General features: G+C 66.7%; 11 protein-coding genes. 7 read left to right on the plus strand and 4 right to left on the minus strand.

The features are described 5' to 3' along the window. The first annotated feature begins 111 nt into the window (after positions 1-111). The 7 genes from rpsM to FG323_RS17020 all read left to right on the plus strand — a co-directional run bounded on the left by rpsM (position 112) and on the right by FG323_RS17020 (position 5325). Complete coding sequence (gene rpsM, locus FG323_RS16990) at positions 112-468, plus strand: 30S ribosomal protein S13 (protein ID WP_055943298.1); 357 nt, start codon at positions 112-114, stop codon at positions 466-468. A gap of 12 nt (positions 469-480) precedes the next feature. Then, on the plus strand, positions 481-873 hold the full coding sequence (rpsK, locus tag FG323_RS16995) for a 30S ribosomal protein S11 (RefSeq protein ID WP_055941307.1): 393 nt from the start codon (positions 481-483) through the stop codon (positions 871-873). A gap of 14 nt (positions 874-887) precedes the next feature. Then, positions 888-1514 carry a 30S ribosomal protein S4 gene (rpsD, locus tag FG323_RS17000; protein ID WP_141455897.1) on the plus strand — a complete coding sequence of 209 codons (627 nt, stop codon included), beginning with the start codon at positions 888-890 and terminating at the stop codon, positions 1512-1514. 54 nt (positions 1515-1568) lie between these two features. Then, complete coding sequence (gene rpoA, locus FG323_RS17005; protein WP_141455898.1) at positions 1569-2567, plus strand: DNA-directed RNA polymerase subunit alpha; 999 nt, start codon at positions 1569-1571, stop codon at positions 2565-2567. A 204-nt stretch (positions 2568-2771) separates the two neighbouring features. Continuing rightward, complete coding sequence (gene rplQ / locus FG323_RS17010) at positions 2772-3143, plus strand: 50S ribosomal protein L17 (RefSeq protein WP_141455899.1); 372 nt, start codon at positions 2772-2774, stop codon at positions 3141-3143. Between the two features lie 215 nt (positions 3144-3358). Next, a complete protein-coding gene (locus tag FG323_RS17015) occupies positions 3359-3874 on the plus strand; it encodes a disulfide bond formation protein B (RefSeq protein WP_141455900.1) in 516 nt (171 codons plus the stop codon). 56 nt (positions 3875-3930) lie between these two features. Continuing rightward, on the plus strand, positions 3931-5325 hold the full coding sequence (locus FG323_RS17020) for a 3-deoxy-7-phosphoheptulonate synthase class II (protein ID WP_141455901.1): 1395 nt from the start codon (positions 3931-3933) through the stop codon (positions 5323-5325). Between the two features lie 7 nt (positions 5326-5332). On the opposite strand, the gene FG323_RS17025 is transcribed toward FG323_RS17020, so the two are convergent. The 4 genes from FG323_RS17025 to typA all read right to left on the minus strand — a co-directional run bounded on the left by FG323_RS17025 (position 5333) and on the right by typA (position 12932). Beyond that, a complete protein-coding gene (locus FG323_RS17025) occupies positions 5333-8863 on the minus strand; it encodes an EAL domain-containing protein (protein ID WP_141455902.1) in 3531 nt (1176 codons plus the stop codon). Between the two features lie 91 nt (positions 8864-8954). Then, positions 8955-10568: an amidase gene (locus FG323_RS17030; protein ID WP_141455903.1), complete on the minus strand. Its 1614-nt coding sequence runs from the start codon at positions 10566-10568 to the stop codon at positions 8955-8957. 53 nt (positions 10569-10621) lie between these two features. Beyond that, complete coding sequence (locus FG323_RS17035; protein WP_141455904.1) at positions 10622-11092, minus strand: DUF2127 domain-containing protein; 471 nt, start codon at positions 11090-11092, stop codon at positions 10622-10624. A gap of 10 nt (positions 11093-11102) precedes the next feature. Next, on the minus strand, positions 11103-12932 hold the full coding sequence (gene typA, locus FG323_RS17040) for a translational GTPase TypA (RefSeq protein WP_141455905.1): 1830 nt from the start codon (positions 12930-12932) through the stop codon (positions 11103-11105). Positions 12933-13081 lie beyond the last annotated feature (149 nt).

Raw genomic sequence — 13081 nt, forward strand, 5'->3', positions numbered from 1 at the left:
CCCAGTAACCCGAGATCTTGCTAAAATTTCCAGTTCACTCCGTCCGTCTGCCCGTTTTCCGCCTCGGAAAGGGGGCCTGCCGGGCCATCAAACACAGTTGGAGACCGCGTCATGGCGCGTATTGCAGGTGTCAACCTGCCTGCCCAGAAGCATGTCTGGGTCGGTTTGCAAAGCATCTACGGCATTGGCCGTACCCGTTCCAAGAAGGTCTGCGAAGCCGCTGGCGTCGCATCGACCACCAAGATCCGCGACCTGTCGGAGCCGGAAGTCGAGCGCCTGCGCGCCGAAGTCGGCAAGTACGTGGTCGAGGGCGACCTGCGCCGTGAAGTCGGCATCGCGATCAAGCGCCTGATGGATCTGGGCTGCTATCGCGGCCTGCGCCATCGCCGCGGCCTGCCGCTGCGCGGCCAGCGCACCCGCACCAACGCCCGTACCCGCAAGGGTCCGCGCAAAGCCATCAAGAAGTAAGGGGCGACCATCATGGCCAAGCCAGCTGCTGCCAAAGTCAAGAAGAAGATCAAGCGCGTCATCACCGACGGCGTCGCCCACGTCCACGCTTCTTTCAACAACACCATCGTCACCATCACCGATCGCCAGGGCAATGCGCTTTCCTGGGCGACCTCCGGTGGTGCCGGTTTCCGCGGTTCGCGCAAGTCGACCCCGTTCGCTGCACAGGTCGCCGCCGAGAAGGCCGGCCGTGCCGCGCTGGATTACGGCGTGAAGTCGCTGGAAGTCCGCATCAAGGGCCCGGGTCCGGGCCGTGAGTCGGCCGTTCGTTCGTTGAACAACGTCGGCTACAAGATCACCAACATCATCGACGTGACGCCTATCCCGCACAACGGGTGCCGTCCGCCGAAGAAGCGTCGCGTCTAAGGGGGCGATAAGAAATGGCTCGTTATATCGGTCCTACCTGTAAGCTCGCGCGCCGCGAAGGCGCCGACCTGTCCCTTAAGAGCCCGGCCCGCGCGCTGGACTCCAAGTGCAAGCTGGAGCAAAAGCCCGGCCAGCACGGTGCCGCCCGCAAGGGCAAGCTGTCCGACTACGCCACCCAGCTGCGCGAGAAGCAGAAGGTCAAGCGTATCTACGGTCTGCTGGAGCGCCAGTTCCGCAACTACTACAAGAAGGCCTCGACCAAGAAGGGCAACACCGGCGAGAACCTGCTGCAGTTGCTGGAAACCCGCCTGGACAACGTGATCTACCGCATGGGCTTCGCCGTGACCCGTCCGGCCGCCCGCCAGCTGGTCTCGCACCGTGGCGTGCTGGTCAATGGCAAGCCGGTCAACCTGCCGTCCTACCAGGTCAAGGCCGGTGACGCGATCGCCCTGTCCGAGCGTGCCCAGAAGCAGCTGCGCGTGCAGGAGTCGCTGACCCTGTCCGAGCAGCTCGACCTGAGCCCGTCCTGGATCGAAGTCGACGCGAAGAAGTTCAGCGGCGTGTTCAAGGCCGTGCCGGAACGTTCCGACCTGCCTGCGGACATCAACGAAGCGCTGATCGTCGAGTTGTACTCGAAGTAATTCATTCACGCACCCCCGATGCCCCCGTCGGGGGTTTGCAGGAGACAAAGCAACATGACGGGTATCACTCAGCAAGTGCTGCGCCCCCGCGGCCCGCAGATCGAGCGTCTGACCGACAACCGTGCGAAAGTGGTCATCGAACCGCTGGAGCGTGGTTACGGCCATACGCTCGGCAATGCGCTGCGCCGCGTGCTGCTCTCCTCGATTCCCGGCTTCGCGATCACCGAAGTCGAGATCGACGGCGTGCTGCACGAATACAGCACCATCGAAGGCCTGCAGGAAGACGTGCTGGAAGTCCTGCTGAACCTCAAGGATGTGGCCATCCGCATCCACACCGGTGATTCCTCGACCCTGACCCTGAGCAAGCAGGGCCCGGGCGTGGTGACCGCCGCCGACATCAAGACCGATCACAACGTCGAAATCCTCAATCCGGACCTGGTCATCTGCAACCTGACCAAGGACACCGCGATCAACATGCGCCTGAAGATCGAGCGCGGTTTCGGCTACCAGCCGGCGGCTGCCCGCCGTCGTCCGGATGAAGAGACCCGCAGCATCGGCCGCCTGGTGCTGGACGCCTCGTTCTCGCCGGTCCGCCGCGTCGCCTACGCGGTGGAAGCCGCGCGCGTGGAGCAGCGTACCGACCTGGACAAGCTGGTCCTGGACATCGAGACCAACGGCACCATCGACGCCGAGGAAGCCGTGCGCACCGCCGCCGACATCCTCAGCGACCAGCTGTCGGTGTTCGGTGACTTCACCCACCGCGACCGCGGCGCGGCCAAGCCGGCCAGCAGCGGCGTGGATCCGGTGCTGCTGCGCCCGATCGACGATCTGGAGCTGACCGTGCGTTCGGCCAACTGCCTCAAGGCCGAGAGCATCTACTACATCGGCGACCTGATCCAGAAGACCGAAGTGGAACTGCTCAAGACCCCGAACCTCGGCAAGAAGTCGCTGACCGAGATCAAGGAAGTCCTGGCGCAGCGTGGCCTGTCCCTGGGCATGAAGCTGGAGAACTGGCCGCCGGCCGGCGTCGCCCAGCACGGCATGCTCGGCTAAGCCGCACGCGGTCATCGCAATACCCCGCGCCTCCGGGCGCGGGTGGTTTCACCAGAGCAGCAACGTCGACGGGCCTGAAGGCCCGCGACGGTTTCCGGCCAGGGAGCACAGGCCGGTTCGGACCATCCGCAGTCCAAGTTCCAACGCCAGGAAGGCGACAACGATGTCCAACAGCTTCAACATTCATCATCAGGAATCAAAACCATGCGCCACCAGAAAGCCGGCCGCAAGTTCAGCCGCACCAGCGCCCATCGCGAAGCGATGTTCAGCAACATGGCCGCCTCGCTGATCAAGCACGGCCTCATCCGCACCACCCTGCCCAAGGCCAAGGAACTGCGCCGCGTCGCCGAGCCGCTGATCACGCTGGCCAAGGTCGACGGCGTCGCCAATCGCCGCCTCGCCTTCTCGCGCCTGCGCGACAAGGAAGCCGTTGGTACCCTGTTCACCACCCTCGGCCCGCGCTACCAGTCCCGTCCGGGCGGTTACCTGCGCATCCTCAAGTGCGGTTTCCGCGCCGGCGACAACGCGCCGATGGCCTACGTGGAACTCGTGGACCGTCCGGAAACGGCCGAGTAAGCCGGCTTCCCGCCGGACCCCGAAAAACCCCGGCCATGCCGGGGTTTTTTGTGCCCGGAAGAACCGGTGCCGATGACGAGGACGGGATGCGGATTCGCGGTCGGTCCCCGCTCCCAGGGGGAGCGGGCGGAAGGGAGGTCGCTGGTAACCACGCGGAATTTGTTTTTGGCCTTCACACGGCGATAATGCGGCTTACCCGTCCGCAGCGAGCTTTCATGAACCCGTTCCGCTGGTCATTCCGCGCGCAGTTCCTTCTCGGCTTCGTCATCTGCGCCGGCCTGCTGGGCTACGCGCTGTACCTGGAGCATGTCCAGGGACTGATTCCCTGTCCGCTTTGCACTTTCCAGCGCGGCGCGTTCGCGCTGTTGGCGCTGGTATTCCTGCTGGGCGGCCTGCACTCGCCGAAAGCGGCGGGCGGGCGCGGCTTCTACGGCATCCTCGGGCTGGCCGCGGCCGGGCTGGGCATCGGCATCGCCGGCCGCCATGTCTGGCTGCAGGGCCTGCCGCCGGACAAGGTGCCGGCCTGTGGTCCGGACCTGGCCTACATGATGGAAGCCTTTCCACTGGGCGACGTGCTGAGGCAGGTGCTGACCGGCTCCGGCGAATGCGCCAAGGTCGACTGGGCGTTCCTGGGCTTGTCGATGCCGGGCTGGGCGCTGGTCTGGTTCGTCCTGCTGGCCCTGTGGGCGCTGTTGGCCGCGTTCAAGCGGCGCAAGTCACGCTATTACTGAGGTTTGACGCGGCGCACCATTCTGTCACCATGGTGGACCGCACGAGGAATCCCGCCATGAGCTCCCCCGATCGCAATCTCCGCGCCGTCAGCCTGCCCGCGAACTGGGCACCCGACAGTTGGCGCGAGCGGCCGGCGGTGCAGATGCCGACCTATCCGGACGCCGAGGCACTCGCGTCGGCGCTGGCCGAACTCCGGCAGTTGCCGCCGCTGGTGACGTCGTGGGAAATCTTCGCGCTGAAGAAGCAGTTGGCCGAAGCGCAGGAAGGCAAGCGCTTCCTGCTGCAGGGCGGTGACTGCGCAGAGAGTTTCAGCGACTGCGAGTCGGGGCTGATTTCCAACCGGCTGAAGGTCCTGCTGCAGATGAGCCTGGTGCTGGTGCATGGCCTGCGCCTGCCGGTGGTGCGGGTGGGACGGTTCGCCGGCCAGTACGCCAAGCCGCGTTCGGCCGACAACGAAACCCGCGACGGGGTCACGCTGCCCAGCTATCGCGGTGATCTGGTCAACCGGCCGGACTTCACCGCCGAGGCGCGGATTCCGGATCCGCGCCGGATGATCAAGGCGCATGCGCGTTCGGCCATGACGATGAATTTCGTGCGCGCGCTGATCGACGGCGGTTTCGCCGACCTGCACCATCCGGAATACTGGAACCTGAGCTGGGTGGGCTACTCGCCGCTGGCGGCCGAGTACCAGGACATGGTGCGCTCGATTGGTGACGCCGTGCGCTTCATGGAGACCCTGTCCGGATCCGAAGTCCACAATCTCAATCGCATCGATTTCTATACCTCGCACGAAGCGCTGCTGCTGCCGTACGAGGAAGCGTTGACCCGCGAAGTACCGCGGCAATGGGGCTGGTTCAACCTGAGCACGCACTTCCCGTGGATCGGCATGCGCACCGCGGCGGTCGACGGCGCGCACGTGGAGTACCTTCGCGGCGTACGCAATCCGATCGCCATCAAGGTGGGGCCGTCGGTCTCGCCCGATCAACTGCTGCGCCTGATCGATGTGCTGAATCCGGAAGACGAGCCGGGCCGCCTGACCTTCATCCACCGCATGGGCGCGACCCAGATCGCCGAGAAGCTGCCGCCGTTGCTGGAAGCGGTCCGCCGCGACGGTCGACGCGTGCTGTGGGTCTGCGATCCGATGCACGGCAATACCGAGAGCACTTCCAACGGCTACAAGACCCGCCGGTTCGACAACATCCGGGGCGAGGTCGAGCAGTCATTCGATCTGCACGCCGCGGCCGGAACCCGGCTGGGAGGCGTGCACCTGGAACTGACCGGCGAGGACGTCACCGAATGCACCGGTGGCGCGCGCGAACTGACCGACGCCGACCTGGAGCGCGCATATCGCTCGACCGTGGACCCACGTCTGAACTACGAGCAATCGCTGGAAATCGCGATGTCGATCGTGCGCAAGCAGAACCAGCTGGCGTCGCCGGCCGGGCGCTGAGCCCGACTCAGGACCAGTGCGCGTGCATCCCACGCGCCGGTTGCGGAATGAACCATGAAGGCTCGCCTGCGAACAGGCGGGCGAAATCGGCCGCCGGCACCGGCGGACTGAACAGGTTGCCCTGCAATTCGTCGCATCCGTTGGCCACCAGCCACGCCAGCTGTGCCTGGGTCTCGACACCCTCGGCGACCGTGCGGCACTGGAGCTGGCCGGCGAGGCCGATGATGGCGCGGGTGATCGCGCCCTGGTTGGCCTCGGTGACGTCGCGCACGAACGACTGGTCGATCTTGAGCACGTTGAAACCGTAGTTGCCCAGGTAGCTCAGGCTGGAGAAGCCGGTGCCGAAATCATCGATGGCGATGCGCACGCCCAGCGCCTTGAGCGCGCGCAGGACGCGGTCGGTGCGCTGGACGTCGCGCATCAGGGTGGTTTCGGTCACTTCCAGTTCCAGGTATTCGGCGGGCAGGCCGCTTTCCCCGAGCGCGGAGACGACGGTGTCCACCAGCGTATCGGTGTCGAAGTTGGCGGCGGCGACATTCACCGAAACCCGGATCGGCGGCAGGCCCATCTGCTGCCACTGCCGGCTCTGTCGGCAGGCGGCGCGGATGGCCCATTGGTCGAGATCGACGATGAGGTTGGTTTCCTCGGCGATCGGCAGGAATTCGCCGGGCAGCATCAGGCGGTCGCCGCGCTTCCAGCGCACCAGTCCTTCGACGCCAACGATGCGGCCGGTGCGGCGGTCGATCTGCGGCTGGTAGTAGAGGGTCAGGTCGCCGTTGCGCAGACTGCGGCGCAGGCTGCTTTCCAGCTCGATGCGCGCGTCCACGCTCGACGCCAGTTCGCGGGTGTAGAAACGGAACGCATTGCGGCCGTTGCGCTTGGCCAGGTACATCGCCGCGTCGGAACGCATCATCAGGGTGGGCGCGTCGTAGCCATCCTCGGGGAACAGGCTGACGCCGATGCTGAAGGCCTGGTGCAGTTCGTGCGAGGCCACCGTGTACGGTGTGCCGCCGATGGCCAGCAGTCGCTCAGCCACCAATGCGACACCGTCGCGGTTGACCACATTGTCCAGCAGCACGACGAACTCGTCCCCGCCGGTCCGGTAGACCGTGCCCAGGTTGCCGATGTTGCGCTGGATCCGCTTGGCCACCTGCTGCAGCAGTTGATCGCCGATGTGGTGGCCAAGCGCGTCGTTGACGTGCTTGAACAGGTCCAGATCGATGAACAGCACCGCGACGCTGGTGCCGCGATGGGTGGCGTTGGCGATCGACTGCGCCAGCGCCTCGTTGAGCTGGAGGCGGTTGGGCAGGGTGGTCAGCGAGTCGTGGTGCGCCAGATAGGCCATGCGCGCGCTGAGCGTGCGCTCCTCGGTGATGTCGCGCAGGACCATGACCGAACCCATCAGGCTGTCGTCGTGCCCGTGCAGGGGCGAGACGGAGCGCTTCACCAGCATCCTTCGGCCGTCCCGCCGCGCCAGTTCCAGATCACCGGGCACCGAAACCGGCGCACCGGTTTCGCCTTCCTCCGTGGATTCGGCCACGGACCGCAATGGCAGCACTTTCTCCAGCGCGAGGCCGACGGCTTCCTGCAGGGTCCAGCCGCCGATCGCTTCCGCCGCCGGGTTCATGTAGGTGACGCGGCCTTCGGTATCGACGGTGACGACCGCCTCGCTGATCGAGGACAGGGTGACCTCGGCGCGCTCGGTCGCATCGTGCAGCGCGCTTTCCAGCTGCGCCTTGTCGGTGATGTCGATCACCATCACCAGGAAACCGTTCACCGCGCCGTCGTCGCCAATGTCGGGTGTGTAGTAGACGTGCATCCGGCGCGGGCCGGAGGGCAGGGTAAAGGATGTCTCGAAGTCGACATCGCGGCCGGAGAGCACGGCATCGATGTAGGGCTTGCGGCGCGCGTAGTGCTCTTCACCCAGCATCTCGCGAATCGGCACGCCCGGCGAGTACGGGCGTTGCCAGATCGGCAGCTCCTGGCAGGCGCGGTTGAAGAACACAGTGCGTTCTTCGCGATCGTACTGGGCGATCATCGCCGGCAGCTTGTCGGTGATGCGCTGCAGGTGATCGCGGGCGAGCGAAATCTCGCGCTGCGCGCGCTTCTGCTCGCTGGTGTCGGTGGCCATCAGGTACCAGCCGGCGGTGGTTCGGTCGGGGTCCACGTCCGGCACCAGATAGGCCTGTACCGGACGTTCCGGATCGCCGATGCGGGTCTCCCACACGGCGCCGTGATCCGGGGTGCTTTCCTCCAGCGCGCGGCGCAGATCGGCCAGGAACGCGGGATTGCCGGCATGGACCTCCTCGATGGTGCGATCCGTCCAGGGTGCCTGGTCGCCGAACCAGTCGCGGGTGGCGCGGTTGGTGAAGCCGTAGCGACGATCCCGGCCCACGTAGGCGATCAGCGCCGGCAGATGATCGGCGACCGCGTCCAGCAATGCGCGGCTGCGGTGCTCTGCGCGCGCCAGGCTGCGCAGCAGGAGGAACATCAGGACACCGAAGGCCAGGCCGCAGAACGTCAGCGCCGCGATGGGCAGCAGGCCGGGAATGGCGATGTGCGCGGGGGGCGAGGACAGGGTCAGTTCCCAGGCGCCGCCGAGGAAATCCAGATTGCGGGCGTAGTGGAAAGCCGGTTCCATGTCGCCGCCGTAGCGCTCGCGCAGGTCGGCGCGTTCGAACACCAGCATCGGAGGGGCGTCGGGCGCGCGGACGAGCAGGCGCAGATCGAGCGGATCTCCGCCGCCGGTTTCGCCCGCGACTTCCTGCATCACCTGGGCCCAGCCGAATCCCGCCGTCGCGAAGCCGCGCAGGTGCGCGCGGTGCAATGCGGCATCGGCCTCCAGCGGCATCGCCGCGTCGTAGACCGGAGAATAGAGCAGGAAGCCGGGACGTCCGGAATCGCCGCGCGAACTGTCGGCCAGGGCGATCCGCGGGGCGATGCTCAGCTGTCCGCTGTCACGCGCCCGCTGCATGGCCGCGCGCCGGGCCGGTTCGGCGAACACGTCCCTGCCCAGCAGCGGCAGCATGCCGTCCCGCTCGGGGTAGACCAGGTCGAGCACCACGTATTCGTCGCGCGCGCCGTCGGGATGCAGGCGGAATGCCGGCCCGTGGATTTCGCGTTGGCGGGCCAGGTAGGCGGGAAGCCCGGCCGCCGTCACCCGCCGCGCGAAGCCCAGGCCATGCACGCCGGCGGGCTGGTTGGGAATCCGCAACCGGCGGGCGAAAGTCTGGAAGCCGGCGCGATCCAGGCCCGGCTGCGCTTCCAGCACGGCCGCGGCGGCGCGCACCGTGTCCTCGTAGGCATTCATGTGGGTGGCCAGCGCGGTGGCCATGGCCTCGGCCCGGGCATGGAAGCGCGCGCCGGCCCCGGCCCGCGCCTGCTGCCAGGCCATTACCCCGAACCACAGCGACAGCAGGAAGGACAGCACCAGCACGCCCCACGCCAGCCGGTCCAGGCGCCGCCGGCGCTCGGCGGCGGCGAAGCGTGAGCTGCCCAGGGCACGCAGTTCCGAGGCGCGTTGCGGATCGAGCTCCATCAGCGTTCTGGTCAGGTGGCCGCGCGGACAGTGGGGGTCATGCTACGCCGGCTCCCGGATGGTCGCCAGAAGCGGGAAAGGGCCGGACCATTCAGCGGCGGGCCGCCTGCGATCCACGGGTATCCAGGGTTGGCCAGTACTCGGGGGGATTGCGGGCACGGGTCAGCTGCTCATAGGCGTAGCCGAGTTCGATCAGGCGCCCCTCGCTCCAGGCGGTTCCCATGAAGACGATGCCCAGCGGCAGGCCATCGCTGTGGCCCATCGGCACGGTCAGGCTGGGATAACCCGCGACCGCGGCGGCGCCGTAACCCGCACCCGGAAAGTGATCGCCGGCCTTGTGGTCGGTCAGCCATGCCGGACCGGTGGCCGGCGCGACCAGCGCATCGAGCTGCTGCGCCTTGAGTGCCGCGTCGATGCCCTCCGGCCCGGCCAGCCGGCGTGCGCGACTGCGCGCGCTGATGTAGCCGCTTTCGCCGAGGCCGCCCTTGGCATTGGCCATTTCGAACAGCTCCTGCCCGAAGTACGGCATCTCCGAGACGCGGTACTGCTGGTTGTAGCCGATCAGCTGCGACAGGGTTTTCACCGGTGCGCCGTGGCCGGCGAGGTAGCGCTCCAGCCCGGCCTTGAACTCGTACAGCATCAATTCCAGTTCGGCTTCGTCCCACTGGCCGTCGGTCGGAATCTCGGCATCGACGATCGTCGCGCCGGCCTCGCGCATCACCTTGATCGCGCCTTCCATCGCGGCGGCCGCATCCGGATGGATGGCGAGCTTGCTGCGCAGCACGCCGATGCGCGCGCCCTTCAGCCCGTCCGGCTTCAGTCGCGCGTGGTAGTCGAGGGTGATGTTCCAGGCCGCGCGGGTGGTGGCAGGATCGGCGGCATCGCGACCGGCCAGCGCGGTCAGCAACAGCGCCGCGTCGGCCACGCTGCGGGTCATCGGTCCGGCGGTGTCCTGGCTGAACGAGATCGGGATGATGCCGTCGCGGCTGATCAGGCCAACCGTCGGCTTCAGCCCGACCACGCCGCTGACCGCGGCCGGGCAGATGATGCTGCCGTCGGTTTCGGTGCCGATGCTGGCGGCGGCGAGGTTGGCCGAAACGGCGACGGCGCTGCCGGAACTGGAGCCGCAGGGATTGCGATCCAGCACGTAGGGATTGCGGGTCTGGCCACCGCGCGCGCTCCAGCCGGAGGTGGAATGGGTGGAACGGAAGTTCGCCCACTCGCTCAGGTTGGTCTTGCCCAGGATGACCGCGCCGGCCTCGCGCAGGCGCTTGACCAGGAAGGCGTCGCTGGCGGGTCGGAAATCCTTCAGCGCCAGCGAACCGGCCGAGTTGACCATCGGAGTGGCGTCGATGTTGTCCTTGAGCAGGATCGGGATGCCGTGCAGCGGGCCGCGCACCGCGTTGTCCTTGCGTTCCAGGTCGCGCAGGGCGGCTTCCTTCATGGCGTCGGCGTTGATTTCGATGACCGAGTTCAGCTGCGGCCCGGCCTTGTCGATCGCGGCGATGCGGTCCAGGTAGGCGCGGGTGAGGGTGCGGCTGTCGAGTTCGCCGCGCTGCATGCGTCCCTGCAGGTCGTCGATGTCCAGTTCGGCGTAGGCGAAGTCCGTCGGCGCGTCGGCGGGCGCGTTGGTGACGGCGGCGGGCTGGCGCTGGCAGGCGGCCAGCATCAGGGCGGCTGAAAGCAGCAGCGTTCGCGAACGCATGTGTTGGAATCCCCCGGTGAGCTAGCGTGAGGCTAGCAGGCCGGGAGGTGCTTTCAAACCCTGCGGCGCCTGCGCAGGTCGCGGCCGAGGATGTAGACCACGGCCAGATTGATCAGCAGCACCGCCCAGGTGTGCCAGCCGGGATGGTGGTACAGCGCGTACAGATCCAGCGGCAGGTACAGCGCCGAGCCGATGCAGCCCAGCCAGGAAGCCCATGCGCGGGCGCGCCACAGGCCCCAGGCTTCGGCCAGCCGCATGATCGCGTACAGCACGACCACCAGGACGGCCAGGTGGACCGCCTCGGGATTGATGGCGTTGAGCAGCGAGGGCAGGGTGCCGTGCTCGGTATCGAGATGGAAGCGGGCGATCATCGCCTCCACCCAGCGCCGCAGTGGCTGCGGTCCCAGCAGCGCCAGCCCGGTCGCGGCGGCCAGTGCCAGTACCCCCTTCAACCCCTCGAACAGGGCGATGACGTGCAGGCCCGGATGCGCCTTGGGATCCGGGTTGTAGGGGGCCTCGACCATCCGTGGGCGATCAGGCGGCGCGCGAGGCGCGCTTGCGATCGCTTTCGGTCAGCATCTTCTTGCGCAGGCGGATTTCCTTCGGAGTGACTTCCACCAGCTCGTCGTCCTCGATGAAATCCAAGGCCTGTTCCAGCGAGTACTTCAGCGCGGGAGTCAGCTTGATCGCGTCGTCCTTGCCCGAGGCGCGCATGTTGGTCAGCGGCTTGGGCTTGATGACATTGACGGTCAGGTCATTGTCCTTGGAGTGGATGCCGACCAACTGGCCTTCGTAGACGTTGTCGCCCTCGGCGGCGAACAGGCGGCCGCGCTCTTCCAGCGGTCCCAGCGAGTAGGCCGGGGTGACGCCGGGGGCGTTGGCGATCATCACGCCGTTCTGGCGCTTGGCGATCGGGCCGGTTTCCTTCGGACCGTAGTGATCGAACACGTGGAACAGCAGGCCCGAACCCTGGGTGAGGGTCCTGAACTCGTTCTGGAACCCAATCAGGCCACGCGCCGGAATCGTGTAGTCCAGGCGCACGCGGCCCTTGCCGTCGGATTCCATGTTCTTCAGCTGCGCCTTGCGGGTGCCCAGCTTTTCCATCACGCCGCCCTGGTGCACTTCTTCGATGTCGACCACCAACTGCTCGACCGGCTCCATCAACTGGCCGTCGATTTCCTTGATGATGACTTCCGGGCGCGACACGGCCAGTTCGAAGCCTTCGCGGCGCATGGTTTCGATCAGCACCGACAGGTGCAGTTCGCCGCGGCCGGAGACCAGGAACTTGTCGGCGTCGGCGGTCTCCTCGACCTTCAGCGCGACGTTGTGCAGGGTTTCACGCTCCAGCCGCTCACGCAGCTGGCGGCTGGTGATGAACTTGCCACCGGAGAAATCCTTGTGGCCAGCGAACGGCGAGTTGTTGACCTGGAAGGTCATGCTGATGGTCGGCTCGTCGACGGTCAGCGCCGGCAGCGCCTCCGGGGTGTCCAGCGCGCATACGGTGTCGGAAATGCTCAGATCCTGGATGCCAGCGATGGCGACGATGTCGCCGGCCTCGGCCTCCTCGACCTCGATGCGCTCCAGGCCCATGAAGCCCAGCACCTGCACGATCTTGCCCTGGCGCTTCTTGCCTTCGCGATCGACCACGCTGACCGGCTGGTTCTTCTTGACCTTGCCGCGCTGGATGCGGCCGATGCCGATCAGGCCGACGAAATTGTTGTAGTCCAGCTGGCTGATGCGCATCTGGAACGCGCCTTCCCGATCCACCGACGGCGCCGGGACGTGCTTCATGATCGCTTCGTACAGCGGGGTCATGTCGCCATCGCGGGTGGTGTCGTCCAGGCTGGCGTAGCCATGCAGCGCCGAGGCGTAGACGATCGGGAAATCGAGCTGCTCGTTGGTGGCGCCGAGCTTGTCGAACAGGTCGAACACCTGGTCGATGACCCAGTCCGGACGCGCGCCGGGGCGGTCGATCTTGTTGACCACCACGATCGGCTTGAAGCCCATCGCGAACGCCTTCTGGGTCACGAAGCGGGTCTGCGGCATCGGGCCGTCCATCGCATCGACCAGGATCAGCACCGAGTCCACCATCGACAGCACGCGCTCCACCTCGCCGCCGAAGTCGGCGTGTCCGGGGGTGTCGACGATGTTGATTCGGTTGCCCTGCCAGGTGATGGCGGTGTTCTTGGCCAGGATGGTGATGCCGCGTTCCTTTTCCTGGTCGTTGCTGTCCATCACCCGCTCGGCAAGCACCGTGCGCTCGGACAGGGTGCCGGACTGCTTCAGCAGGCAGTCGACGAGAGTGGTCTTGCCGTGGTCGACGTGGGCGACGATGGCGATGTTGCGGAGATTCTGGATGGACATGCGGAAAAGCGCGCCAGTGTGCGCGCAGGGGCTGTGGAGGAATGGGGCGTATTATAACGGGTTACGTCCCCGCAATTAGCGTCCGGGCGTCCTGGCTGAACGGGCCGGGGCTGGAAACGGCGCCATTGGCCCCCAGATTCGGGCCAGGC

The organism is Pseudoxanthomonas sp. z9, from assembly GCF_006542425.1.
In the GTDB taxonomy this organism is placed as follows: domain Bacteria; phylum Pseudomonadota; class Gammaproteobacteria; order Xanthomonadales; family Xanthomonadaceae; genus Pseudoxanthomonas_A.